This window comes from Streptomyces sp. NPDC002499 (genome assembly GCF_053595415.1).
The window spans coordinates 205,731-231,332 of the sequence record NZ_JBSFXO010000002.1 but is presented as its reverse complement, the minus strand read 5'-3'; the positions used below and the strand labels follow the sequence as shown (position 1 = coordinate 231,332).

22 protein-coding genes are annotated in these 25,602 nt (G+C 69.3%); 10 read left to right on the top strand and 12 right to left on the bottom strand.

The genetic code is table 11. The features are described 5' to 3' along the window. Window positions 1–36: 36 nt before the first annotated feature. Window positions 37–918, bottom strand: coding sequence for a helix-turn-helix transcriptional regulator (locus ACWD5F_RS05690; RefSeq protein WP_451251404.1), 882 nt, complete (start codon window positions 916–918; stop codon window positions 37–39). Window positions 919–1,084: 166 nt separating this feature from the next. On the opposite strand from ACWD5F_RS05690, the gene ACWD5F_RS05685 reads away from it, so the two are divergent. Both ACWD5F_RS05685 and ACWD5F_RS05680 read left to right on the top strand, forming a co-directional pair. Beyond that, entirely contained in the window at window positions 1,085–1,864 is a 780-nt protein-coding gene (locus tag ACWD5F_RS05685) for an SDR family NAD(P)-dependent oxidoreductase (RefSeq protein WP_451251402.1), read from the top strand. Window positions 1,865–1,963: 99 nt separating this feature from the next. Further along, window positions 1,964–2,809: an SDR family oxidoreductase gene (locus tag ACWD5F_RS05680; protein ID WP_451251400.1), complete on the top strand. Its 846-nt coding sequence runs from the start codon at window positions 1,964–1,966 to the stop codon at window positions 2,807–2,809. Window positions 2,810–2,914: 105 nt separating this feature from the next. On the opposite strand, the gene ACWD5F_RS05675 is transcribed toward ACWD5F_RS05680, so the two are convergent. After that, window positions 2,915–3,826 (bottom strand): LysR family transcriptional regulator, encoded by a 912-nt coding sequence (locus ACWD5F_RS05675; protein ID WP_451251398.1) that lies wholly within the window; start codon window positions 3,824–3,826, stop codon window positions 2,915–2,917. Window positions 3,827–3,986: 160 nt separating this feature from the next. On the opposite strand from ACWD5F_RS05675, the gene ACWD5F_RS05670 reads away from it, so the two are divergent. Both ACWD5F_RS05670 and ACWD5F_RS05665 read left to right on the top strand, forming a co-directional pair. Further along, window positions 3,987–4,619: an NADPH-dependent F420 reductase gene (locus ACWD5F_RS05670; RefSeq protein WP_451251397.1), complete on the top strand. Its 633-nt coding sequence runs from the start codon at window positions 3,987–3,989 to the stop codon at window positions 4,617–4,619. 59 nt (window positions 4,620–4,678) lie between these two features. Then, window positions 4,679–5,620, top strand: a complete 942-nt coding sequence (locus tag ACWD5F_RS05665; protein ID WP_451251395.1) for an SDR family oxidoreductase — start codon at window positions 4,679–4,681, stop codon at window positions 5,618–5,620. A gap of 130 nt (window positions 5,621–5,750) precedes the next feature. Here the strand turns inward: ACWD5F_RS05665 and ACWD5F_RS05660 are convergent, their stop codons facing one another. Both ACWD5F_RS05660 and ACWD5F_RS05655 read right to left on the bottom strand, forming a co-directional pair. Next, window positions 5,751–6,581 carry an alpha/beta fold hydrolase gene (locus ACWD5F_RS05660; RefSeq protein ID WP_451251393.1) on the bottom strand — a complete coding sequence of 277 codons (831 nt, stop codon included), beginning with the start codon at window positions 6,579–6,581 and terminating at the stop codon, window positions 5,751–5,753. Between the two features lie 60 nt (window positions 6,582–6,641). Further along, entirely contained in the window at window positions 6,642–7,664 is a 1,023-nt protein-coding gene (locus ACWD5F_RS05655; RefSeq protein ID WP_451251391.1) for a DUF4331 family protein, read from the bottom strand. Window positions 7,665–8,081: 417 nt separating this feature from the next. Here ACWD5F_RS05655 and ACWD5F_RS05650 point away from each other — a divergent pair, with 417 nt between their 5' ends. Then, window positions 8,082–9,146 (top strand): LacI family DNA-binding transcriptional regulator, encoded by a 1,065-nt coding sequence (locus ACWD5F_RS05650; RefSeq protein WP_451252270.1) that lies wholly within the window; start codon window positions 8,082–8,084, stop codon window positions 9,144–9,146. A 238-nt stretch (window positions 9,147–9,384) separates the two neighbouring features. Here the strand turns inward: ACWD5F_RS05650 and ACWD5F_RS05645 are convergent, their stop codons facing one another. The 4 genes from ACWD5F_RS05645 to ACWD5F_RS05630 are packed head-to-tail and all read right to left on the bottom strand — an operon-like array spanning window position 9,385 to window position 14,048. Continuing rightward, a complete protein-coding gene (locus ACWD5F_RS05645; protein ID WP_451251389.1) occupies window positions 9,385–10,779 on the bottom strand; it encodes a glycoside hydrolase family 32 protein in 1,395 nt (464 codons plus the stop codon). Beyond that, window positions 10,776–11,657 (bottom strand): carbohydrate ABC transporter permease, encoded by an 882-nt coding sequence (locus ACWD5F_RS05640; protein WP_451251387.1) that lies wholly within the window; start codon window positions 11,655–11,657, stop codon window positions 10,776–10,778. Before ACWD5F_RS05640 ends, ACWD5F_RS05645 begins: the two co-directional genes overlap by 4 nt. A 13-nt stretch (window positions 11,658–11,670) precedes the next feature. Further along, window positions 11,671–12,642 carry a carbohydrate ABC transporter permease gene (locus ACWD5F_RS05635; protein ID WP_451251385.1) on the bottom strand — a complete coding sequence of 324 codons (972 nt, stop codon included), beginning with the start codon at window positions 12,640–12,642 and terminating at the stop codon, window positions 11,671–11,673. After that, on the bottom strand, window positions 12,639–14,048 hold the full coding sequence (locus ACWD5F_RS05630) for an extracellular solute-binding protein (protein ID WP_451251383.1): 1,410 nt from the start codon (window positions 14,046–14,048) through the stop codon (window positions 12,639–12,641). Before ACWD5F_RS05630 ends, ACWD5F_RS05635 begins: the two co-directional genes overlap by 4 nt. Window positions 14,049–14,221: 173 nt before the next feature. Here ACWD5F_RS05630 and ACWD5F_RS05625 point away from each other — a divergent pair, with 173 nt between their 5' ends. Continuing rightward, the gene (locus tag ACWD5F_RS05625) at window positions 14,222–15,793 is read left to right on the top strand and encodes a glycoside hydrolase family 32 protein (protein WP_451251382.1); all 1,572 of its coding nucleotides are present in this window, start codon (window positions 14,222–14,224) and stop codon (window positions 15,791–15,793) included. Between the two features lie 166 nt (window positions 15,794–15,959). On the opposite strand, the gene ACWD5F_RS05620 is transcribed toward ACWD5F_RS05625, so the two are convergent. The 3 genes from ACWD5F_RS05620 to ACWD5F_RS05610 all read right to left on the bottom strand — a co-directional run bounded on the left by ACWD5F_RS05620 (window position 15,960) and on the right by ACWD5F_RS05610 (window position 18,183). After that, a complete protein-coding gene (locus ACWD5F_RS05620; protein WP_451251380.1) occupies window positions 15,960–16,715 on the bottom strand; it encodes a S1 family peptidase in 756 nt (251 codons plus the stop codon). 212 nt (window positions 16,716–16,927) lie between these two features. After that, window positions 16,928–17,122, bottom strand: coding sequence for a hypothetical protein (locus tag ACWD5F_RS05615; RefSeq protein WP_451251378.1), 195 nt, complete (start codon window positions 17,120–17,122; stop codon window positions 16,928–16,930). A 53-nt stretch (window positions 17,123–17,175) separates the two neighbouring features. Continuing rightward, a complete protein-coding gene (locus ACWD5F_RS05610; protein ID WP_451251376.1) occupies window positions 17,176–18,183 on the bottom strand; it encodes a LacI family DNA-binding transcriptional regulator in 1,008 nt (335 codons plus the stop codon). A 477-nt stretch (window positions 18,184–18,660) separates the two neighbouring features. On the opposite strand from ACWD5F_RS05610, the gene ACWD5F_RS05605 reads away from it, so the two are divergent. The 4 genes from ACWD5F_RS05605 (at window position 18,661) to ACWD5F_RS05590 (ending at window position 24,281) form a co-directional block, all read left to right on the top strand. Continuing rightward, complete coding sequence (locus tag ACWD5F_RS05605; RefSeq protein WP_451251375.1) at window positions 18,661–19,968, top strand: extracellular solute-binding protein; 1,308 nt, start codon at window positions 18,661–18,663, stop codon at window positions 19,966–19,968. Continuing rightward, the gene (locus tag ACWD5F_RS05600) at window positions 19,965–20,867 is read left to right on the top strand and encodes a carbohydrate ABC transporter permease (protein ID WP_451251373.1); all 903 of its coding nucleotides are present in this window, start codon (window positions 19,965–19,967) and stop codon (window positions 20,865–20,867) included. Before ACWD5F_RS05605 ends, ACWD5F_RS05600 begins: the two co-directional genes overlap by 4 nt. Before the next feature lies 1 nt (window position 20,868). Continuing rightward, window positions 20,869–21,765 (top strand): carbohydrate ABC transporter permease, encoded by an 897-nt coding sequence (locus ACWD5F_RS05595; protein WP_451251371.1) that lies wholly within the window; start codon window positions 20,869–20,871, stop codon window positions 21,763–21,765. A gap of 134 nt (window positions 21,766–21,899) precedes the next feature. Further along, window positions 21,900–24,281, top strand: a complete 2,382-nt coding sequence (locus ACWD5F_RS05590; RefSeq protein WP_451251369.1) for a beta-xylosidase/alpha-l-arabinosidase — start codon at window positions 21,900–21,902, stop codon at window positions 24,279–24,281. Between the two features lie 94 nt (window positions 24,282–24,375). Here ACWD5F_RS05590 and ACWD5F_RS05585 read toward each other — a convergent pair whose 3' ends face one another. Then, a complete protein-coding gene (locus ACWD5F_RS05585) occupies window positions 24,376–25,563 on the bottom strand; it encodes a fumarylacetoacetate hydrolase family protein (RefSeq protein ID WP_451251367.1) in 1,188 nt (395 codons plus the stop codon). Between the last annotated feature and the right edge of the window lie 39 nt (window positions 25,564–25,602).

The window sequence follows — 25,602 nt, the reverse complement described above, 5'->3', positions numbered from 1 at the left end:
CGCCCCGCCTGATCCCGCTGTCTGCCAACCTCAAGCTCAGCCATTCCGCGTGATCCCCTCGCCCACCTGGCCGCCGGACGTGTGCGTCCAGCTGGCCAGGATGTCGAGGGCGTCCGCGGAGGGTGAGGCGGGTTCGGGGGTGAGGATGGTGAGGTTCTGGTCGGGGTCCCCCTCGACGGCCAGGACGACGTAGTCGAGGGTGAGGTCGCCGACCAGCGGATGGTGGAGGCGTTTGGTGCCGGTGGTGTGGGCGAGGACATCGTGGTCGGCCCACATACGGCGGAAGACATCGCTGTGCACGGACAACTCCCCGATCAGCTCCGTGAGTTGGGGGTCGTCGGGATGGCGTCCGGCGTACAGGTGCAGGGTGGCCACGCAGTCACCGGCGGCCGTGTCCCAGTAGTCGGCGTACAGGGCGTGGGCGGCTTCGTCGAGGAAGACGTAGCGGGCGAAGTTGCGCTCGCGGTGGGGCCTGGCCTGGAAGTCGGTGAAGAGGGCGTAGCCGAGCCGATTGGCCGCCAGAACGTCCATCCGTCGTCCCAGGACGATCGCGGGAGTGCCGAGTGAGTCCAGCGCCCGGTACAGGACCGGACGCACCCGCTGCGGGCTGAGCGGCCGTCCGCGGCGGGACCGGGTTGTGGTGGGCTGGGCCAGATCGAAGAGGTGGGCGCGTTCGGTGTCGTCCAGTTGGAGGGCGCGGGCGACAGCCTCCAGTACGGCGTCGGAGACGCTCTGTGTGCGGCCGCGCTCCAGGCGGATGTAGTAGTCGACGCTCACCCCGGCGAGCTGGGCGACCTCCTCGCGGCGCAGCCCCGGGACCCGGCGGACGCCCCGGTGCGGGGCGAGGCCGGCCTGCTCGGGGGTGACCCGGGCCCGACGGGTGCGCAGGAACTCGCGGATCTCGGTGCTGCGGTCCATGAATCCACCGTACGGCCGCCCCGACCCGTGGGCCGTCCGCAAAGGGGTACTGCCGGACCCCCGGTGGAGGGGTACCCGTTGTGGCGGCCTGGGCGGGGGGAGCGGGTGGTTGCCTGGATTACGGGCCCACCGCAGCAAACGCCCCGACCAGAGAACAGGACACCCCATGAGCTCCCCGACCCCATCGGATCTGAGCGGTACCGTCGCGCTCGTCACCGGCGCGAGCAGCGGTATCGGCGCCGCCACCGCCCGTCGGCTGGCCGAACACGGCGCCTCCGTAGCGCTCGTGGCCCGCCGCAAGGACCGGCTGGATGACCTGGCTGCCGAGATCGAGAAGGCGGGCGGCACCGCGCTGGCGGTGGGGGCCGACATCACCGACCGTGCTCAGGCCGAAGCCGCCGTACAGCGGTCCGTCGAGCACTTCGGACGACTGGACACCCTGGTCAACAACGCCGGTCTGATGCTCCTGGGCCCGGTCGTCGGTGCGGACGTCGAGGAGTGGGAGCGGATGATCGCCGTCAACGTCCAGGGCCTGCTCTACACCACCCGCGCCGCTCTCCCGCACCTGCTCGAGTCAGCCGACGAGGGCCCGCGCCAGGTCGCCGACATCGTCAACATCAGCTCGATCGCCGGCCGGATCGCATGGAGCGGGTACGGCGTCTACAACCTCACCAAGTTCGGCGTGAACGGCTTCACCGAGTCCCTGCGCCAGGAGGTCACCCGGCGGCACGTCCGCGTCGGCGTCCTCGAACCGGGCGGTGTGGACACCGAGTTGGGCTCGCACAACGACCACAAGCCCGAGGTGCGCGAAGCGATCGGCGCCTTCTACGAGCAGACCGCGGTCCTCGCTCCCGACGACATCGCCGACGGCGTCACCTACATGGTCACCAGGCCCCGCCACGCCTCCATCGGCGAGCTGTGGATCATGCCCACCGACCAAGCCTGAATCGTCCCCCGCGCCCCGGCCCGGCCACCCGCCGGGACGCCGCACAACATCACCGCACAACACCGGATGCCTGATCACGGCATCTGAAAGGAACCCCTCATGAGCAAGGCCATTCTCGTCACCGGTGCCGGACGCGGTCTGGGCACGGACATCGTCCGCGAGGCCCTCGCCGCGGGCCACCAGGTCGTTGCCACCGGCCGCCGCCCCGATCAGATCGAGCAGGCTCTGGGCGGACCCCAGGACAATCTGCTGGTCACCAAACTGGACGTCACCAGTCTGGAAGACGCCGAAGCCGCCGCGCAGGCCGCCGTCGACCGCTTCGGCCGCATCGACGTCCTCATCAACAACGCCGGTAATTTCTTCGCCGGATACTTCGAAGAGATCACACCCGCGCAGATGCGCCGGCAGATCGAGACCAACCTCTTCGGACCCATGAACGTCACCCGCGCTGTGCTGCCCGTCATGCGCGAGCAGCGTGCCGGGCACGTGATCACGCTCTCCTCCTCCGCCGGTCTGATCGGTCAGGAGTTCTGCGTCGCGTACGCCGCCTCCAAGTTCGGCGTGGAGGGATGGATGGAGTCGCTGCGCTACGACGTCGAGCCCTACGGCATCCACACGACGGTCGTGGAACCGGGCTTCTTCCGCACCGAACTCCTCGTGGACGCCTCCACCACCTGGCCCGAGCCGACCATCGACGACTACGCCGAGCGCACCACGGCCACCATCGCGGCCTGGAAAAGCATGAACGGCCGGCAGACCGGCGACCCCGCCAAGCTCGCCCGCGCCCTGCTGACCATCGCCGACCAGGACAAGCCGCTGCTGCGCTTCGTCGCCGGCGCCGATGCCATCGAAGGCGTCGAAGCCAAGGCCAGGGAACTCCTCACCCAGGCCCAGGCATCCCGCGAACTGGGCGCAGACCTGGCATACGACGTCGCCAACGGCTGAATACCAGCCGCGCGCATCGTCGACGTCAGTGTGACGGGTGGCTCATGATTTTCGTCATCCTGGAAGCGGCCGCGCGACGATTCCCATTGTTGTCAGTCCGACCGCTCAACCATGCTTTGAAACGGCATCGCCGCCAAGCTGCCACATTTCATAATTCCCGCATTCTGCCGTGATCTCGGCCGCCGCCTGAGCCGCGGTGACGAAGTCGTCGACCAACGGCGAGGTGTGCGATTCCGCCACCGCGAGGCACACCTGGTCGGGCGCCAGATCGGGGATGGGTACGTAGATGACGTCCGGATGTGAGTAGAACACGGTCGTCGAACGGGCCAGGAACGAGATGCCCCGGCCGGCCGCGACATGCTCGAGCGTCTCGTCCACCCCGCGCACCACGTACCCGGCGTTGGGGTGCGGGTGCCTGGTGGGCTGCGTGCTCGGGTCGGCATGCCAGACCAGCGGTTCGCCGGCCAGGTCGGCCTCTGTGACCTCCTCCTTGCCGGCCAACCGGTGGCCTGCGGGCAGCACCGCAACCCGCGGCTCGGTGTACAGCGGGGTGACGCGCAGGCCGGCCTCGTCGATGGGCAGCCGCACATAACCGACGTCGATACGGCCGTCGAGCAGCATCGGGGCCTGGTCGTCCCCTTCGATCCGCTGCACGTCCACGACCACGTCCGGGTGCCGGGCCTCGAACGCCCGCGCCGCCGGGATGACCGGGATGCCGGCCCGGAAACCGACCATCAGCCGCCGGCTGCCGCGGGCGGCCACGGTCACCCGGCGGCGGGCCGCGTGCGCGGAAGCGAGCAGTGGACCGGCGTCGGCCAGCAGTTGTCGGCCCGCGTCGGTCAGCGCTACGCCGTGGCGATCCCTCGTGAACAGCGAGGCACCGAGATCCTGCTCCAGTGCGCGGATCTGCCGACTGAGCACCGGCTGCGCGATATGCAGCTCATCGGCGGCGCGGCCGAAGTGCAACCGGTCGGCCACGGCCACGAAGTAGCGCAGTTTGCGCAGGTCCAGATCCATGGCGCCTCCCGGTCCGGTGATGCCTTCACGGTATCACCGCGATCAAAAGAGGTCTTGGACACCCCGCTCAGGCCAATGGCAACCTGAATAGGTACCCAATGGGGCCGAATTGAATTAGGCATAAGAATTCGACATCCCGCTTCAGGAAGCAGGCTCACCAATGAGCAGAATCAGCATTATCGGCCTGGGGAACATGGCCGGCGCCATCGCCGAGCGGGCGCTCGCCGGCGGCAACGCCGTCGAGATCATCGGCCGCGACCGGGCGAAGGCCAAGGAAATGGCCGCCGCGCTCGACGGCGCCACTGTCGGGACGGCCGGCGCCGCCCCGACCGGGGACATTGTTGTCCTCGCGGTGCCTTATGCCAGCGCGGCGGCGCTGGTGAGCGAGTACGGGGACGCACTGCACGGCAAGGTCATCATCGACATCACCAACCCCGTCTCCCCGGATTTCCAGGGCTTTGTCACCCCCGACGGCAGTTCCGGCGCGCAGGAGATCGCCAAGGCCGCCCCCGTCGGCGCGCATGTCGTCAAGGCGTTCAACACCCTGTTCTCCCATGTTCTGGCGGCCGGCCCGACCGAGGGTCGCGCATTGGACGTGTTCATCGCGGGCGACGACGCGAAGGCAAAAGCACGCGTGTCAGCGTTCATCGAGAGCCTGGGACTGCGCCCGATGGACACCGGGCAACTGGCAATGGCGCGGACGCTGGAGAACGTCGCCCTGTTGCAGTTGGGCCTCGTCACCCACTCCCTCAAGCACACCAATTTCTTCCTCGGCGTGAGCATTCTCAGCTGAGCGCACACCGCACCACCACTTCTCGCGCCACATCATCATCATTCACAAGGAGCAGCAGCGTGCGCGTTTTCGTCACTGGCGGCACCGGCCATTCCGGTTCGTACATCATCCCGGAGCTCATCGCCGCCGGACATGAGGTCACCGGCCTGGCCCGGTCGGACACGGCCGCGGCGGCGGTGTCCGCGCTCGGCGCGAAGGTACGTCGCGGCGACCTCGAAGATCTCGACGGGCTCAAGGAGGCGGCTGCGGACTCCGACGGCGTCATCCACGTCGCGCACCGGCAGGATCTGCTTCCCTCCGGCGGGATCGACGCCGTGGCCGCCGCGGAGCTTCCGATCATGCTCACGTACGGCGAAGCACTGGCGGGAACCGGAAAGCCGTTGGTCGCGGCGGGGAGCATAGGCTCGCCCGGGAATCTGGGTCGGCCGGTCACCGAGGAGGACCCGGCCCTTCCCGGCGGCGACGAGTACAAGGGCACCCTGCGGGTTCGCAACGTCGTGGAAACCGCCGTAGTCGGCCTCGCCGAGCGGGGAGTTCGGTCTTCGGTCGTGCGGATCGCCAACATCGCGCACAGCACGACCGACCGTGCCGGCTTCCTCCCCACGCTGATCGCGCTCGCGAAGGAGAAGGGCTTCGTCGGCTACCCCGGAGACGGCACGAACCAGTGGAACGCCGTGCACGTCCGCGATGTCGCTTCCGTGTTCCGCTTGGCGCTGGAGAAGGGGCCGGCCGGCAGATACTGGCACGCGGTCGGAGACGGGGACGGGGCGATCCCGCTCCGCGAAATTGCCGAGGCCATCGGCAGCCGTCTGAGCCTGCCCGCCGTGAGCGTTCCCGCGGACGTACTGATGGTGCCGGGATACTTCGGATTCCTCGCGAACATAGTCACGCAGAACTACCCGGCGTCCAACCTCGTCACCCGCCGCACCCTCGGCTGGGAACCCACTCAACCCGGCCTGCTCACCGATTTGGACAACGGCCACTACTTCCCCGCCGGCTGACGGCAAGGCCTTCCCCAATTTGTCCGCCGCGCCACCAGCAGTCGACGGGGGCAGCAGGATGCTGAGACTCGGGGGTTCGGTGCCTCAGCACCTGCGTCGGCCTTGCGCCGCCTAGGGAGGTGGCGCGGGTCTAGGTCAAGAAGTCCAGCAAAGGCTCGTTGACTTCGTCCGCGTGGGTCCAGCACAGGCCGTGTCCGGCGCCCTCGATCGGGACGTAGCGGCTGTCCTTGATCAGCTCGTGGGCGCGGGGGCCGCATGCGGCGATCGGCAGGATCCGGTCGGCGGTTCCGTGGAGGATCAGGACCGGGATGTCGATCTTCGGCAGGTCGTCGCGGAAGTCGGTGTGCCATGTGGAGACGCATGCGATCGTGCCGACCGGGGAGGCCGAGACCGCGGTGTTCCAGGCGTCCTGCACCACCTCGGCGCTGATCCTGGTCCCGAGCGTCTCGTCGAGGTTGAAGAAGTCCTTGTTCCACTGGGTGAAGTAGGCGAACCGGTCGGCCGTCAGCGCGGCGGCGATCTCGTCGAAGGTCTCCTGCGGTACTCCGTCGGGCGTCTGCGGCGTCCGGAGCAGGTAAGGCGGGATTCCCGAGATGATCGCGGCCCTGCGGATGCGGGCCGAGCCGTAGGTGCCCAGGTAGCGGACGATCTCGCCGCTGCCCATCGAGTGGCCTGCCAGATCGACCTCGTCCAGCCCGAGGGCGGTCAGTAGCTGGTCGAGGTCGGCGGCGAAGGTGTCGTAGTCGTAGCCGGTGCTCGGCCTGCTGGATCGTCCGAAGCCGCGCCGGTCGTAGGTGATGACCCGGCGCCCGGCGGCGAGCAGGGCACGCTCCTGGCGTTCCCAGGCCCGGCCGCTGAGCGGGAAGCCGTGGATCAGGACGATCGGACGGCCCTGGCCGTGGTCCTCGTAATACAACTCGATGGGCGCCGTGTTCTCGCGTCCGACGGTGACATGGGGCATGTTCTGCTCCTCGGAGGCGTGCGTCGGGGCCGGCGGCCGCCGGCCCCGTTGGTGGGTGGCTCAGGCGGGTACGAGGTAGGGGAAGTCCGGCCGACGCAGTGACTGGCTGGTCGAGGGGCCGAGACCGCTGGGCACGGCCGAGTTGAGGACCAGGGAGAGCATCGTCTCGGGAGCGTTGTCGGCCAGGGTGCGGCCGTTGCGCACCGCGAGGCCGTAGCCGGCCGGGGTGCCCACGACATAGGGAAGGACATCGGGGAAGAGCTGCTGGGCCACCAGTTGACCGTGGCCCGCGGGGTCCGCCGAGGTGCCGGCGGCGCGCACCACCGCGGCGACCTGTTCGGCGATCTGCGGGCCGGCCGCATCGACGTCCGTGCTGGGATGGCGGGTGTTGGCCGGGTTGGTGAATTCCACGTCCGTGGGCCAGAAGATCGGCCACATCATCGGGTTCCCGGCGCGGTTCACCTGCCGCCACCCTCCGGCGTCGGTGGCCAGTTTGGTCGCGGCCCACACTCCGATACGGGCGCCCGGGTGCAACGCGGGGTGGGTGTGGGGGACTTCGAGGACGATCGTCTCGACGGTGCTCCCGGTGAAGCTGTTCGAGGCCGCCTTCGGATCCCAGTCGGCCAGTTGCGGGGCGGTGCCGTCGGCGACGGCCGAGTTGACCCGGGCCAGCAGCGACAGGTCGATGTAGAAGGAGTCCGAGACCCGCCCGGCGTACGTCCGTACTCCGCCGGCCTCGACGATGTTGTCGGTACGTCCTTCGGCGAGCACCGGGGCGTCGGCGAGGTCTCCCTGCGCGTCGGTGCCGGTGAGTTCGCGCAGTTGGTAGGTCTGCTCGCCGTTGGCGTCGGGCTCCGAGAAGGAGAACCGGTAGGTCAGCTCCTCGTGGTCCGCTCCGCCGAAGTGCACCTTGAATTCGTAGCGGGCCTCCGGATGGAAACCGGGCGTGGCGTACTTGCCGGTGATGTCGGAGTTGACGTCCACGACGAACACGGTGCTGTTCACGCCGGGAAACACGTACAGGTCGTCGATGAACAACTGACCGCTTTGTGCCGCGAGTGGGGTGTCGAGGTGGTGGGACATGGGATCAACCTCGGGAGTGAGTGACCGACCGGCCCACGGGTCGCCGGCGTCGTCGTTCCGATACAGGAAGGGCGAACGACATCGCCGGGCAGAGTGCCCGCCGCCGCTGGGGGAGGAGGGCTCCGATGTCCGATGAGGCCGCATCCGGGGACGGGTTGGCCGTGCGGCACTGCGGGTCCTGGGGGAGCCTCCTCTTGATGATGACTTAATCAGAATTGACTGAGATGGTCAACCGGGTGAGGGTGAGGGTGAGGGTGAGGGTGAGTGGGCGGGTGATACCTCCAGCACACGCATCGGCGAGAAGAACTGCCCGGTCGCGCCACAGCGCCCTGAGGATCGCCCATGTGCCGTGGTGCTCCCCGCGGATAGGGTGGACGGTGATCGACAGGGACGGGCTGGGTGAGGGCGGCGGACGGCGTGGGCGGTGCCGAGGAGAGCAGGAGCACGGGCACCGGGCGCCCGACGTCACGGGACGTCGCCCGGCTCGCCGGCGTGTCGCACACCGCGGTGTCCTTCGTGTTCAACGGCCGAGCCGAAGGCAACCTCTCGCCCGCCACCCAGGAACGCATCCGGCAGGCCGCGGCCCAACTGGACTACCGCCCCGACCCGGTGGCCCGCGGTCTGCGCCGTCGCCGTACGGCCGTGATCGGCCTGGTCACCGACGAGATCGCGTCCTCGCCGTTCGCCGGCCGACTGCTGCGCGGCGCCATGGAGACCGCCTGGGACAGCGACCATCTCGTCCTCACCGTCGACTCCGGCGGCGACCCGGCCAAGGAGGACGCGGCCGTCGCGGAACTGCTCGACCGGCGCGTGGACGGCATCATCTACGCGGCCATGTCACTGCGCCGGGTCCGCGTCCCCGAGGGCCTGCACCGCACCCACTCCGTGCTGGCCAACTGCCTCCCCGAGGACGACTCCCTGCCCGCCGTGGTCCCCGCCGAGCGCGCCGGTGGCCGTACCGCGGCCCGGCTGCTGCTCGCTGCGGGCCACCGCCGGCTCGCCGTGATCGGCGGTCTGGACGACATCGCCTCGGTGGAACGTACCCGCGGCTTCCGGGACGCGCTGCGCGCCGAGGGCGTCACCGTGCCCAAGGAGTGGATCGTGCGTGGCGGCGGGGAGATCTCCGCGGGCTACGCGGGGGCGCTGCGCCTGTTCGACGGGGTCGAGCCGGGCCGTCGCCCCACTGGCGTCCTGTGCTACAACGACCGGGTCGCGGCGGGCGTCCTGCACGCCGCGACCCGGCTCGGGATCGACGTGCCCACCGATCTGTCCGTGGTCGGCTACGACGACCAGGAGCACATGGCCGCGTTCCTCACCCCGCCGCTCACCTCGGTCGCGCTGCCGCACCGGGCGATGGGCGAGGCGGCGGCCCGGCTGCTCCTGGACGCCATCGAAGCCGGCCGTACGCCGCCGGCGACCGTCCGGCGGCTGGCGTGCCCTGTGATCAGTCGGGCTTCCGTGGGTCCGGTGCCCATCCGGTGACCTGGGCGCCTGGCCCGTACATGCCCTGCTCCGTGATCAGCCACGCCTCACTGGGTACGGCGCCCACCCGGGCACCTGGCCCGTGCATGGTCAGTCGTGCCCACGCGGGTGCGGCGCCCATCCGGTGCCCCGAGCGCCGGGTCCGCGTGTGGCCTGCACTCGGGTCAGCCGCGCCTCCGCGGGTCCGGCCGCCCGCCCGGAGACCTGGACGCCCGTCCCGCGCCTGTATGCCCCATGGTCAACAGTGCCTCCCTGATTCCGGCGCCCACCCCATGACCCGCGCCCCCGCCCCATCGACGACCAGCTCGGCGATGTCGTCGGGGCGCCGGTAGACGCGCTCGGTGACCATGGCCCGGTCCGCGACGAAGAGTTCGAGGAGCGAGCCGTCGACGAGCAGGCGCAGCGCGAGTTCCGGCCCCTTCGGCACGTGCACGGTGATCGGAGCGGAGCCTTCCCTGCCGGTGCGGGGCCAAGCGCTGCGGTCGAGGACGACTGTCCCGGCGGCGGGGTCCGCCCGGATCGTCAACTCCCGCCCCGCCGCGTCCCGGAGGAGGCTCACCGTGGTTGGTCCACACGCGGTGACCGTCAGGTCGTACGTGTAGGGAAGCGGGACCCGGCCCGGCGGCGCAGTGACGAACGGCTCGGCCGGACGCAGCAGTTCGAGTTCCGGGGCCGGACTCACCCGCAGTGAACCGTCGGTGTGGACGTCGACGACCCGTGGCGCGGTGAGTACGCCCGCCCATCCGGCCCGGCGCACCTCCTCTTCCGGCCGAGCCTCCCAGGACCAGCCCCACAGCAGTGCACGGTCCGGCTCCTGGAGCACGGCGGGAGCGTAGAAGTCCCGCCCTTGGTCGAGCCGGCCACCGGCGCGCGCTGCAAACCTCAACGCACCCTTGCCATCGGCCTCCAGACGGCCCGTCAGATATCCGGTGGAGCGGGGATCTCCGTCCCACAAGGACACCAGAAGTACGTACTCGCCGCCTGCTGTCCGGTACAGGTGCGGGCACTCCCAGCCCACCGACTTGTCGCCGAACACCCCCGCCGCCACCGGGTCGTTGCCGTCCAGGAGCACACCGGCGAACCGCCAGTCCGTCAGGTCGTCGCAGTCGTAGAGCAGGACCGACGGTGTGCCGTCGGCGTGTCCGGCCCCGACGAGGGCCCAGCGCCGGTCCGCGTGACGGAAGACGAACGGGTCGCGGAACATCACCACGTCCAGTCCCGGCGGCGGGCCTGCCACCACCGGCGTCGGCAGCGGCTTCCAGTCCGTCAACCGCTCATCGTCCGGGTCCGCGGCCCGCGCGAGGCAGATGGTGCCGAGTCCGGCGTGGGTGCGGTCAACTCCCGTGTATACGGCCGTCGGTGTGCCCGCGTCGTCAGTCACGCAGCCCGACCAGCAGCCGGCCTCGTCGGGGCCGCCGGGCGTCGGGGTGAGCGCGATCGGGTGGTGCTCCCAGTGTGCGAGGTCGGTGCTGGAGGCGTGACCCCAGTGGACGTTCGCGTGCACCGGTGCGTCGGGGTTGCGCTGGTAGAAGAGGTGGTAGCGGTCCCGCCAACGGAACGGCCCATTGGGGTCGTTGATCCAGCCGGCGGGCGGACGGACCCTGAAACGCGGGGCGTTGGGGTCATGGTTCAACGGTTGACTCCTGCCGAGGTGATGCCCTCACGCAGAGGGCGCTGGCCGACGACGAACACGGCGAGGGCGGGGAGCATGGAGAGGACGACACCGGCGAGGACGACGGAGATCGAACCGGTGCCGAGGTTGCCCTGGAGGGAGACCAGGCCCAGCGGAAGCGTGTAGTTCTGGCCGGAGGTCTCCAGGATCAGCGGGCGGAAGAACTCGTTCCAGTGGTAGTTGAAGGCCAGTACGCCGACGATCGCCAGGCCGGGCGCGGCCAGCGGCGCGTACACCGAGCGGAAGATCCGCCAGGGCCCCGCGCCGTCCAGCATGGCCGCCTCGCCGAGGTCCTTCGGCATACCGAGGAAGTACTGGCGCATCAGGAATGTGCCGAAGGCCGTCGGGAAGGCCGGGATGATCAGGCCGAGGAGTGTGTCGGTGAGGCCCATCGACTTCAGCACCAGGAACACCGGCACGATGGTGACCTGCAACGGCACCATCATGGTCGCCAGGACCAGGCCGAAGAGCGGCTTCTTGAAACGGAACTCCATGCGTGCGAAGGCGTATCCGGCCAGGCCCGCCGTGATCATCTGACCTACGGCGATCAGTGCCGTTACGAGAGTGGAGTTCAGGGCGAGCAGCCACACGTCGATCTGATCGAAGACCCCACGGTAGGCCGCGGTTGTCGGGTGCGTCGGGATGATCTGCGGGGGCAGGTCGAAGGACTGGGCCGGCGTGCGCAGTGAGGTGGAGACGGTCCAGATGACCGGGCCCAGCGTCAGCAGGGCACACACGGTCAGCGTGGCGATCCGGGCCCAGGGGGCGAGTGAGTGACGTGCGCGGCTCAGGGGCGGGGTTGCTTTGAGGGTCGGGGTTGTTTGGCTCACAGCGCTCATGCGGCTCACCGGCTCACTGGTAGTGGACGAAACGCCGGCTGAGCCGGAACTGGAGGGCGGTGACCGCCATGATCAGCACGAAGAGCAGTACGCCCACCGCGGATGCCTCGCCGAAGTCGAGCTGCTCGAAGGCCCGTTCGTAGATCACCATCACCACGGTGCGTGTGGCGTCGCCGGGGCCGCCGTCGGTGAGGACGTAGGGCTGTTCGAAGACCTGGAGGGCGTTGATGATGCCGACCACCGACGCGACGAGCAGCGTCGGCGACAGCAGTGGCAGCGTGATGCCGAGGTGCTTGCGCAGGCCGGTCGCGCCGTCGAGGGCGGCGGCCTCGTGGATCTCCTTGGGGATGTTGTTCAGACCGCCGACGAACAGCAGGAACGAGAAGCCGAACTGCTGCCAGACGTAGACCAGGATCACCGTGGCCATCGCCGCGTGCTCAGAGGTCAGCCAGGGCACGGGCGCGATACCGACCAGGCCGATCAGCCAGTTCACCACCCCGAAGTCCTGGTTGAACAGGTACTTCATCACCACCGAGATCGAAGCGGCGGACAGCACCAACGGGAAGAAGAACGCCGAGCGGAACAGCGACCGCAGCCACACCGGCATCCGCGCGTTCAGCGCGAGCGCCAGCGACAGCGCGATCAGCAGTTGCAGCGCGACCGCGAGGACCATGAAGACGAGCGTGTTGCGGAAGGAGACCAGGACGGTCGAATCCGTGAAGGTGGTGCGGTAGTTGGCGCCGCCGGCGAAACGGGGCGGGTCGATCACGTTCCAGTGGAACAGGCTCAGCACGACGGACCCGATGATCGGCACGACCGTGAAGACGACGATGCCGACGACCGTGGGCGCCAGGAACAGCGCGGCCAGCAGCCGGGTGCCGCGGTCGCGGACGGACGGCCGTACGGCGGTGACGGCGGGTGGTGGTGTGACGGGTCGCGAACGCACGCCCGGCACCTCGGAGTTGGGGACCTGAGTGTTCGTCATATCTCACGCTCCATGGCCTGCTCCAGGGCACCCTGCATCCGGCGCAGCGCGGGACCCACCGCACGCGGCGAGGCGAGCGCGGTGCCGGTGTACTTGAGCAGGACGTCGGTCACCTCGGCGACCTGCGGTGGCGCGGGGATCGGGCCCGTGTCGGGGAACCGGTCGAGGGTGTCGTAGAAGACCTGCCAGTGGGCCGGGCCGCTCTCGGCGTAGCGTGCGGCGTTCAGCATCGAACGGCGGGCCGGGGTGGTCTGGTTGCCCTGGAACAGCCGGGTCATGGTGTCCTTGCGGGCCGCGTACTTGATGAACTCCCAGGCGGCTTCCTGCTTCTTCGAGGTGCGCAGCAGCGCGTAGCCCGCCGCGCCGAACTGGTGGCGTTGGGTACGCCAGCGCGGGAAGTACTGCACGTCGTAGTCGGCGGCCGGCATGCCGGCCAGGTGCAGGCCGCCCGCCCAGAAGCCGCCCGCCGGTGTGACGCCGACGCGGCCGGTGGAGAACACGCCGACCAGATTGCTGCCGTTGCCGCCCTCGGGCCGGGTGCACAGGTCCTCCTGGACGAGGGAGGCGAGATAGTCGTACGCCTCCTCCGTCCGGTCGGCGGTGGCCTGCGGGGTCGTCCAGCGGAAGCCTCCGCCGCGACCCTGCCGGTCGGCCGCCGGGTAGAAGGCGTCCCACAGCCAGGAACCGCCGGGCGCCTTCGACTCCTTCAGCAGGTTCGTGCCGTTCGCGAAGAGCCAGGGGACCACGCCGCCCCACAGCCGGTTGGTCCAGAAGTACGGCGTGAAGTGGGCGTCGCCGGCGCGCTTCATCTCCCGCAGCAGCGCGGTGAAGTCGTCGCGGCTCCAGTCGGGCGCCGGGAAACCCGCGCCCGCCCGCTTCAGCACCTGCTTGTTGAGGTAGATGTCGGCGGCGTTGAACTCCAGCGGGAGCTGGTAGAGGTTCCCCTCGTACATCATCGACTCGACCAGCGAGGGGTGGACGTCGGCGAAGTACTCGCGCAGCTCCGCCGCGTCCCGCCGTACCCAGCGGTCCAGGGGCACGCCGAGCTTCTGGGCGAACAACTGCACGCCCTCGGTGGCCACATACACGAGGTCGGGGGCGGTGCCCGCGGCGATCTGGGTGAGGATCTTCGCGAAGAAGTCCGACCAGTCGACGGCCTGCACCGCGTTCACCCGCAGCGGGATGTCGGGGTGGAGGCGGTGGAAGCCCTTGGTGAGGGCGTCGACGGTAGCCGGGTCGAAGGCGGAGCCGAGGGTGGCGACGACGAGGGAACCGTCGTCACGGCCGGGGATGTCGGCTCCCGTGAGCCGGTCCCAGCTCGCGGCGGTCCCGGCCAGGGCGGCTGCTCCGGCCCCGTACGCGCCGTACCGCAGCAGTGTGCGGCGGGGGATGTGCGAGTCAGTCATCAACGGGCCTAACTCGTGTTAGTTCAGGGGTGATGCCCAGATGATGGGAACCGGGCGGCAGGCCTGTCAAGGGTCGGGAACGCCTGATCTTTAACGGGTTAGGCCTCTTGACCTTTAACGAGTTAGGTCTACAGTCCTCGTTCGCAGGAGCCGCACGAGAGGAACGATGCGTCATGCCCGGAACCTCGGGGATTTCATCAGGGATTTCCAGGAGATCACTGTTCGCGGGATCGGCGGCGGGGACGGCCGCCGCGCTGCTGCCCACCGCGGCGGCCGCAGCCGAGGGCAGTAGCAACTCCGCTGCGAGCGGGGCGAGTTACCGCGCCGCGTACCACTTCACGGTCCCCGACCAGTGGAAGAACGACCCGCAGCGGCCGGTCTGGATCGACGGCGAGTACCGCTACTACTACCTCTACAACGCCGACTACTTCACCGGTGTCGTCGGCACCGCGTGGCGCCTGGCCACCACCACGGACCTGGTCTCCTTCACCGACCGAGGGGTCGCGGTCCCCAAGGACACCACGCCCAACGGCGATCTCTGGTCGGGTTCGGCGGTGGTCGACACGGGCAACACGGCCGGGTTCGGCGCGGGCGCGGTGGTCGTCATCGTCACCATGTCCCCCGGCGGCGGCACCGACCAGCAGGAGCAGTTCCTGTACTACTCGACCGACGGCGGTCTCACCTTCACCAACTACGGGACCGATCCCGTCCTGCCCAACCCCGGTGTCGCCGACTTCCGCGACCCCAAGGTGATCCGCGACGAGGACCGGGGCCGCTGGGTGATGGCCCTCGCCGAGAACGACAAGGTCGGTTTCTACCACTCCGACGACCTCAAGTCCTGGTCGTACGTGGGTGGTTTCATCCACGACGGCATCGGCGTCCTGGAGTGCCCCGACCTGTTCCGCATCACCGCGAGCGACGGCACCGTGAAGTGGGTCCTCGGCGTGAGCGCGAATGGGAAGGGCTCGGGGCTGCCCAACACTTACGCCTACTGGACGGGTTCCTTCGACGGCAGCGCGTTCACCGCCGACGCGAGTGACCCGCAGTGGCTCGACCACGGCTGGGACTGGTACGGCGCCGTCACCTTCGAGAAGCGGGACGCGAGCGGCGCGGTGGATGCGGCCGCCCGGTACGCGATCGGGTGGGTGAACAACTGGGACTACGCCAACACGACCCCCACGATCGACTGCGACGGTTTCAACGGCACCGACTCCGTCGTCCGCGAGATCACCCTCAAGAAGGCGTCCGACAACACCTATTACCTCGCCTCCCGGCCCGTCGCCGGCCTCGACTCGTATGTCTCCCGCACCGTGAACCTGGGCGACGTGACCGTGAACGGCACGAAGGTGCTCGACTACACCGGTATCTCCTACGAGGTGACGACCGAGATCACCTGGTCCCAAATCACCGGCGCGGGACTCCAGTTGAGGCGCGCACCCGACGGTGGTCGGCACATCGACGCCGGGATCTACGGCGACTACGCCTTCCTCAACCGACGTAACACGGTGAATGCCGACACGTCCGGCAAGTGGCAGGAGAGCCACACCCCGTTCGACCCGTCCGCCCGCACGGTGAAGCTGCGCATCCTGGTGGACCGCACGTCGGTGGAGATGTTCGTCGACGACGGCCGCTATGTGCACACCAGCCAGGTGTTCCCGTACCTGCTGGACACCCGACTCGCGCTGTTCACGATCGGCGGCAGCGCGGTGTTCCGCAACACGGTGATACGCGAGTTCGCGGTGTGAGGCCGGCCGGGGGCGCGGGCACCCCGTACGCGCGCACCCGATCGGCGCGTGGGCCGCAGCTACCGGCTCACCCGGCTCGTCCCGAAGGTCGAGCCGGGCGTCTACTGAGCGGCGACACGAGCGTCCCTGGAGTCAAGGACAACGGAACCGTGACGCCCGGCCGAGGTCAGGACGTGTGGAGGCCCAGGTCCGCGGCGACCGAGTCGGCGCGTACGAAGACCGACACCGGGAACTGCTCGTCGCAGTACTTGTTGCCGGACGACACGATGCCGACCACCTTGCCACCGCTGACGAGCGGTCCGCCGGAGTCGCCCGGGCAGATGCTGTCGGTGGTTCCCGGCCTCGGCATGCCGCACAGCATGGCCGCGGGGTCCGTGTCGGGGTCCGTGTAGGGCTGGCAGTCGGCGACGGGGGAGAGGAGCAATGTGGCCTGCTTGAGCCGGGTCGCGGACTCGCCGGGGCCGGTACGTCCCCAGCCGAGCACGGTGGCCTTCCGGCCGTCGGCGACCAGCTTGGCGTCCTTGGGGCCCGCCACCGGGATCGTGCGGTAGGGCATCGGCCGGTCCAGGGTGAGGACGGCGGCGTCGTAGGCGTAACCCGGCATGGTGTAGCGCGAGTCCAGCTCGTAGGACGCCACCTTGCGCACGGTGCCGCCGCTGCTGTCCACCTTGGTGCGGCCACCGATGACCCGCAGTGCGGAGATGTCCCCGGCGTTCTCCACACAGTGGCCGGCGGTGAGCACCTTGGTGGGTGCGACGAGCGTGCCGCCGCAGAACGGGCCGCCGTCGAGTTGGATCATCATGGCGTACGGGCGGGCGTCGGTCGTGGCCGGACCGCCGCCCTTCACCGCGGAGGCGGGAGGGGCGGCGGCCCAGAGCGCGGCCGCGGTGAGTGCGGCTGTGACGACGGCCGCGGAACGCATTGCGGCGCGAGAGGTTCTGACGGCGGAACGGATCGGCATTACGGTTTCCCCCTGAAATGCGTGGTGCGCGGCCGGTCGGCCGTCGCATCCTGTGGTCGGCGGTGAAGACGCGACGGATGCCGCACACGCTGCCATTGATCCGCAAACGCGGAAACTCCCTTCAGCCACAGCTGAAAAGCCCGGTTCACACACGGGGGAGACATGCTGAGATTTCACTTCACCGGCTGGTGATCGTCCATCGCGTCACGCACGAGCCCGGACGGCAGCGGCCCGCCGAAGTCCACCACGACTTCCGGGCCCAGCCGTTGGGACTGCTCGGCGGAGAGACCCGGGCTCGAAAGCTCGATGCGACGATGGCACAGATCGTGAACCATCGAGGTGTGCCGACTCGTGCCTTCCGCACTCATCGTCAAGTCCGCCCGACGGCCTCTCACTTGCGTTGCCCGCGCCCCGAAGTCCGTCAGCGGGGCGGCGCCGTCGAGGCCCGAACCACGAGTTCGGTGGCGAGTTCGATGTGGTGGGACTCGACCTTTTCGCCGTTGACCAGTCGGAGCGCGGTGCGGAGGGCGGCACCGCCCATCTCCCGTAGCGGCTGGCGCACGGTGGTCAGCGGTGGCGAGGCCATCTGGGCGAGGCTTGTGTCGTCGAAGCCGACCACGCTCAGGTCGTCGGGGATGCGCAAGCCTCGGGCGCGAGCGGTCTCGACGACACCGAGGGCGATCTCGTCGTTGCCGGCGAAGATCGCAGTCGGTGGCTCTTCCAGGCCCAGCAGCGCCGTGGCGCCGAGCAGTCCCGTCTCGTACGTGAATTCTCCAGGCCGGACGTAGGTGTTGGGCACCTGTATTCCTTCCGCTTCCATGGCGGCGCGGTAGCCGTGCACCCGTGCCTGGTTGCACACGGCCATGGCCGGTCCGCCGAGATAGGCGATGCGGCGGTGGCCCAGTGAGAGCAGATGCCGGGTCGCGGCCAGGCCGCCGGCGAAGTTGGTCGCCCCGACGCTGTTGACCCGACTGTCCGGCAGGTGCAGGGGGTCCAGTACCACCAACGGCAGCCCGGCCCGGGCCAGTTCGTTCAGGTGCGTCGCGGTGTACACGCTGGTGACCGCGATGACGGCGCGCCGTCCGGCTGAGACCAGATTGCGGGCCCAGTGCGGGGCATGGGACGCCTTGCTGATCACCACCGAGGCCCCCAGTTCGGCGGCGGAGTCGACGATGCCTTCCAGGGTCTCGGCCACGTACGACTTGAGGCCGCCCTGGAACTGCACCTCGATGGTCGGGAGTTCGACGGCCTCGGTGTGACGGAACACCGGCGCGAGGTAGTCGTGCTGATGCAGCAGCTCCTGTACCCGCGTGCGGGTCTGCGGTGCCACGTCACCGCGGCCGTTGACCACTTTGGACACGGTCGCGACGGAAACCCCGGCCGCTTGGGCGATGTCCGCCAAGGTGGTGCGCCTGGCGTTCGGTCGCATCGGTTTCTCCCAGCTGTACGTCCACCAGTGTGGTGAGCCGCCGGTCGGACCGGCAACGCGGGTGGAACCGGTCAACCGTACGGTAGCCCGGCACCGAGATCGTCCGGGGAGGTGCTGACGGGCTCCAGCCCCGTCTGAGCCCAGCGGGCCGACGGCCGGCTCAGCGGCCGGCGTGCTGTGCGCCTTTGCCCACCACGACCTGCGCCGACAGTGAATCGGACACGGCCGTCGCCTTGCCTCCTGACGTCAACCGGTCGATTTCGAAATAGTTTCGGTCCCTGTCGCGGTCCGTTGAGCGTAGCTCCTGCTCGATGCTACGTGGCCGAATACGGGCCGACAACGGGCTCCTGCACATGTCTTGACAGGGCTTCAGGCCGAAACCTAGCTTGCACGGACAGAGCAACAAGAAGGTTTCTTTCGAAAACCTTTCACCATGACTCACGAGAAGCCTGTGGCTCTCGAGTGCGGAGAAAAGACATGGCGCTCTCCCGACGTACCCTCCTCGGCCTGGCCGTCGGCGTGCCCGCCTCCGCGGCGCTGGCGGCCTGCGGCTCGTCCGGTCCCGGCAAGAGCGGCGGGGCCACGTACTGGTACCTGAACGGTCAGCCGCAGGAAGGCGTCAGGGCCGGCGCGGTGGACGCGTTCAACAAGGCCCACCCCAAGGAGCAGATCAAGGACACCACCTTCCAGAACGACGCGTACAAGACGAAGATCAAGACCTCCATCGGTGCCGGAACGGCGCCCACCATCATCTGGGGCTGGGGCGGCGGGACGCTGCGCACCTACGCGGAGGCCGACCAGGTCGAGGACCTCACCTCGTGGTTCGAGGAGCACCCCGAGGTCAAGAAGGGGCTGTTCCCGTCCTCGTTCGGCGCGGCGACCGTGGACGGAAAGATCTACGCGATGCCGGTCGAGACCGTGCAGCCGATCATCCTCTACTACAACAAGAAGGTCTTCGACCAGGTCGGCGTGGACCCGCCCAAGTCCTGGGACGACATCATGGCGCTGGTGCCCAGGTTCAACGCGAAGGGCATAGCGCCGTTCTCTCTCGGGGGCCAGTCCCGGTGGACGAACATGATGTGGCTTGAGTTCCTGTTCGACCGCATCGGCGGTTCCGAGGTGTTCCAGGCCATCATCGAGGGCGAGAAGAACGCCTGGTCCAACCCGGACGCCATCACCGCGCTGACCAAGGTGCAGGAGCTCGTCAAGGCCCGCGGGTTCGTCAAGGGCTTCTCCTCGATCACCGCCGATTCCAACGCCGACCAGGCGCTGCTGTACACCGGCAGGGCCGCGATGATGCTGCACGGGGCCTGGTCGTACGGCATCCAGCAGGCGGACGGCGGGGACTTCGTCTCCAGCGGCTCGCTGGGCTACATGACCTTCCCGCCCGTGGAAGGCGGCAAGGGCGATCCGAGCGACACGGTCGGCAACCCGGCCCAGTACCTGTCGATCTCCTCGAAGGCCAGCGCCGAGCAGAAGAAGGTCGCCAAGGACTTCTTCGCCAAAGGCGTCCTCCAGGAAGAGGAGGTGAAGGCGTGGATCGACAACGGGTCGGTCCCGATCCGGATGGGCACGGAGAAGCTGCTGGCCGCCTCCAAGAGCGCCGACTTCCTGCAGTTCACCTACGACATCGCCAGCAAGGCCAAGGTGTTCGGGCAGTCCTGGGACCAGGCCCTCAGCCCGACGGCCGCCGAGACCCTGCTGGACAACATCGTCAAGTTGTTCCAACTGTCCATCTCGCCCAAGCAGTTCGCCGGCAACCTCAACGCGGTCATCGGCAAATGAGCTCACTCACCGGCCATCGGCCGCGTCGCGAACCGCGCAGCATCCTGCCCTGGCTGGCGGTGCCGGCACTGGTGGTCTTCGTCGGCTTCGCCGTGGTTCCGCTCGTCGGTGTCTTCGCGCTGAGCTTCACCACGTGGGACGGGATCGGCGCCATCCACCCCTCGGGACTGACCAGTTGGCGAACGGTGCTCACCGACCCCGGGCTGCCGCACGCCCTGTGGGTGACGTTTCTGGTCATGGCCGTGTCCTGGGCCGTTCAGACACCGCTGAGCATTCTGCTCGGCACGTTCATGGCAGGCCGCCAGCGCTACCGCGCGGTGCTGGGCGTCGTGTACTTCATCCCGCTCATGCTCAGCTCCGCGGCCATCGCGATCGCGTACAAGGCCCTGCTGGACCCCAACTTCGGGCTCGGCGCCGGACTGAAGATCCAGGCGCTGAGCAAGGACTGGCTCGGGCGGCCCGGGCTCGCGTTCGGAGTCGTCATCTTCGTCGTCTCCTGGCAGTTCGTCCCGTTCCACTCCCTGATCTACCAGGGTGGTGTCCAGCAGATCCCGAAGTCCCTCTACGAAGCGGCGCAGTTGGACGGTGCCGGACGGATCCGGCAGTTCTTCAGCATCACGCTGCCCCAGCTCAAATACACCATCATCACCTCGTCCACGCTGATGGTGGTCGGGTCGCTGACCTTCTTCGACCTCATCTTCATCCTCACCGAGGGCGGCCCGGCCGACGCCACCCGGGTCCTCGCGCTGGACATGTACAAGCGCGGGTTCCAGGCCAGCCTGATGGGACCGGCCAGCGCCATCGCGGTCATCCTGGTCCTGGTGGGTCTGGCCCTCGCTCTGCTGCTGCGCCGGCTCGGCGGCCGGGACGCCGGCGCGAGCCAACTCGAAGGGGCCTGACGTGACCACCACCCTGACCGAGTCGCGACAACCGCAGAAGACCACCCACCGCGAGCGGCAACGCCGCCCACGTCGGACGGCCGGCCGCCGCAACTGGGCCGGCGGGCTGGCCGGATGGCTCTGGCTCGTCATCGTCGCCATACCTCTGTACTGGACCCTCATCACCAGCTTCAAGGCCAAGAGCCGCTACTACGCGAGCAACCCGCTGGTGCCGTCGAGCGACCCGACGCTGGACAACTACCGGTTCGTCATGGAGAACGACTTCCTCCGCTACTTCCTGAACAGCGTCGTGGTCACCGCCGGCGCCGTGGTGCCGGCGGTCGTGATCTCCTTCATGGCCGCCTACGCGATCGTTCGCGGTTGGCGCATGCGGGTCCTTCGCCTGATGAACGGGCTGTTTCTGATGGGCCTGGCCATCCCGCTGCAGGCGACGGTGATCCCGGTCTACCTGATCATCATCAAAATGCACCTCTACGACAATCTGCTGGCACTGATCCTCCCGTCGATCGCCTTCGCGATCCCGCTGTCGGTGCTGGTGCTCACCAACTTCATCCGCGACGTGCCCAAAGAGCTGTTCGACTCGATGCGGGTCGACGGCGCCAGCGAATGGACGACCCTGTGGCGGCTGGCGGCACCGCTGACCCGGCCGGCCATCCTCACCGTGACCATCTTCAACTCGCTGACCATCTGGAACGGGTTCCTGCTGCCGCTGATCCTGACCCAGAGCCCGGACCGCCGGACACTGCCGCTGGCGCTGTGGACGTTCCAGGGACAGTACGGGGTCAATGTCCCCGCCGTTCTCGCCGCCGTCGTCCTCACCACCCTGCCCGTCCTGGTGCTGTACGCGTTCGGCCGCCGCCAGTTGCTGAGCGGACTGACCGCCGGATTCAGCCGTTGACCGACCGATGGCCGGGCGCCGCGGATCCGGGCCTCTCCCGGAGCCCGCACACGGTCTGACCCGCCTTGAGTCCTGCTCGTCCACCTGTTCGCCTGTCGCGTCCTGGCCAAGGGTCTGACGCACGTGGGAGGAAAGTGAACGCCAACGTGGCCGTAGAGAACATCCCCGGAATCGCCCTCTGGAACGACCCCACCGTGCCCGTCGCCACAAGGGTCGACGCCCTGATCGACGCGATGACCCTTGAGGAGAAGACCGCCCAGCTGTACGGAGTGTGGGTGGGCGCCTCCGACCAGGGCGGTGAAGTGGCGCCCCACCAGCACGACATGGAGGAGGCCGTCGATCTCGACGCACTCCTGCCCACCGGACTGGGCCAGCTGACCCGGCCCTTCGGCACGGTCCCGGTCGACCCCGCCCTGGGCGCGCTCTCCCTGGCCCGCACCCAGACCCGTATCGCCGCCACGAACCGGTTCGGGATCCCCGCTCTCGCGCACGACGAATGTCTGGCCGGCTTCGCGGCCTGGGGGGCGACGGCCTACCCCGTTCCGCTGTCCTGGGGGGCCACCTTCGATCCCGACACGGTGCGGCGCATGGCCGCCGCCATCGGCCGCGACATGCGTGCCGTCGGAGTCCACCAGGGACTCGCGCCCGTCCTCGACGTCGTACGCGACGCCCGCTGGGGCCGGGTCGAGGAGACCATCGGCGAGGACCCGTACCTCGTCGGCACCATCGCGACCGCCTACGTGCAGGGCCTCGAATCCGCCGGAATCGTCGCCACCCTCAAGCACTTCGTCGGATACTCGGCCTCCCGCGCCGGGCGCAACCTCGCCCCCTCCTCCATGGGGCCGCGCGAGCGCGCCGACGTTCTGCTGCCACCTTTCGAGATGGCGATCCGTGAAAGCGGCGCCCGGTCGGTGATGAACGCCTACACCGACACCGACGGCATGCCCTCCGCGGCCGACGAGGATCTGCTCACCGGGCTGCTGCGCGACACGTGGGGCTTCGACGGCACCGTCGTCGCCGACTACTTCGCCATCGCCTTCCTCAAGACCCTGCACGGCATCGCGGCCGACTGGTCCGGCGCCGCCGGCACGGCGCTGCGTGCGGGCGTCGACGTCGAACTGCCCAACGTGAAGACATACGGCGCGCCCCTGGCCGAGGCCGTCGCCGACGGCCGCGTCCAGGAGGCGCTGGTCGATCGTGCCCTGCGTCGGACCCTCACCCAGAAGGTGCTGCTCGGCCTGCTCGACCCGGACTGGAACCCCGTGCCGGCCGCCCTGGACGGGGCGGACCTGGCCGATCCGGCCGCTCTGCGCGGCCGCATCGACCTGGACGGCCCGGAGAACCGCGCCCTGGCCCGCACGGTCGCCGAGAAAGCGGTGGTGCTGCTCAGCAACGACGGCATCCTCCCGCTCGGGAGGCCGCGCCGCATCGCGCTGCTGGGCCCCAACGCCGACGAGCCCGTCGCCGTACTGGGCTGCTACTCCTTCCCCCAGCACATCGGCGTCCGCCACCCCGACACCCCCCTCGGCATCGAACTGCCCACACTGCGCGACACACTCGCCGCCGAGTTCCCCGACGCCGAGATCACGGTCGTCCACGGCACCGGAATCGACGACGGAGACCTCTCCGGCATCGACGAGGCCGCCCGGGCGGCTCGTGAGGCCGATGTCGCTCTGGTGGTACTCGGCGACCGCGCCGGGCTCTTCGGGCGGGGCACCAGTGGTGAGGGATGCGATGTCGAGGCCCTGGTGCTGCCCGGTGCGCAGCAGCAACTCCTCGACACCCTGCTCGACCTGGAGACACCCGTGGTCACCGTCCTGCTCGCGGGACGGCCGTACGCCCTGGGCCGCGCCGTGGAGGAGTCCGCTGCGATCGTGCAGTCCTTCTTCCCGGGCGAGGAGGGGACCCACGCGATCGCCGGGGTGCTCAGCGGCAGGACCAATCCCTCCGGACGCCTCCCGGTCAGCGTGCCGCGCGGGCCGGGCTCCCAGCCGGCCACGTACCTCGGGGCGCGGCTCGCTCAAGCCAACGAGGTCTCCAGCATCGACCCGACCCCCGCGTTCGCCTTCGGCCACGGCCTGTCCTATACACGGTTCGACTGGACGGACCTGACCGTGGACTCCCAAGAGGCCCCGACGGACGGCGAGTTCGCCCTCGCCCTCACCGTCCGCAACACAGGCGGGCGGTCCGGAACCGAGGTCGTCCAGCTCTATCTGCACGACCCGGTTGCCTCCGTCGTCCAGCCCGTGCAGCGTCTCGTCGGCTACACCCGGGTCGAACTGGAGCCGGGCGAGGCCCGCCGCATCCACGTCACGGTCCCGGCCGACCTCGCCTCCTTCACCGGACGCGACGGCCGGCGCGTCGTCGAACCGGGCGAGCTGGAACTGCGGCTGGCCGCCTCCAGCGCGGACCCGCGCCTGACGGCCACAGTCACGTTGACCGGAGCCGAGCGCCACGTGGATCACACACGGCGCCTGCACACCACGATCGGGCAGGAGCCGGTGGTCCGGGCATGAACGGGGGGGTGCGCAGCGCGCGTCGCAGGACCGGCGGCGCGCGCTGCGCACACGGCCCGCGAACGCGGGGAGGGCCGCATGAGCCCTCGTCCGCTCAGAGCACGCCGCGCCGGGCGAGGTTGCGCATCAGCGCCCGTACGCCGGACGTCCACGGAGCGGCCTCCTCGCTGGTGACGACGGTGTTGACCAGAGCGCCGAGCCGCGGGCCGGAGATCCGCACGACGTCGCCGTACTCGTGGGTGAAGCCCGCGCCAGGTGCCCCTCGGTCCTCGGTGGGAGCGAACAGCGTTCCGGTGAACAGCACGAAGCCGTCCGGGTACTGGTGATGCGGACCGCGTGTGGCAGCCACCAGGTCCAGTACGTCGCGGCTGATCTCCCGCATGGAACTGCTGCCGTGCAGTACGTAGCCGTCGGTGCCGTCGATCCGCAGGTCGATGTCGAGCTCTCGTACGGTGTCGAGGTCGAAGTCGTCGTCGAGCAGGCGCAGGAAGGGGCCGATCGCGCAGGAGGCGTTGTTGTCCTTCGCGCGCGACAGCAGCAGGGCGCTGCGCCCCTCGATGTCGCGGAGGTTGACGTCGTTGCCGAGCGTCGCGCCGCGTACCCGGCCGCGTGAGTCCACGACGAGGACGACCTCGGGCTCGGGGTTGTTCCACACCGAGGCGCCGAGCACTCCCACGTCGGAGCCGGTGCCGACCGCGGACAGTACGGGGGCCTTGGTGAACACCTCGGGGTCCGGCCCGATCCCGACCTCCAGGTACTGCGACCACAGCCCTTCGGCGACGAGCAGTTCCTTGGCCTTGTCCGCTTCGGGCGATCCGGGTCTGATGCCGTCGAGCGCACCGCCCACCACCTGTCCGACCCGGGCCCGCACCCGCGCGGCCTGCTCCGGATCGCCGCCCGTGCGCTCTTCGATGACGCGTTCCAGCAGACTCCGGGCGAAGGTGACGCCCGCGGCCTTGATCACCTGAAGGTCGATGGGGGCGAGCAGATGCGGAACGTCACGGCGGCCGGCCGGTGCCTCCAACAGCTTGGCCAGACGCCAGACTTGTCCGCCGACGGCCGCGCGGACGACCGCCGCCGCGTCGTCGCGATCCACGAGGTCGGAGACAGTGGGGACCACGGCCGTCAGGTCGACGACCTCCTCGCCGCGGACCGCGGCCACACACGGTCCGTCGCATTCCGGGTCGTGGACGCGCGCCACGAGGGCGGCCCGGTCGGCGTCCTCCGGCAGGACGGAGCCGGGTGTGAGGACAGGACGAGGGCGCGCTGCTGCCGATTCCACGATCGATGCTCTCCTGCGGATCAAAGGGACACGGTCGTC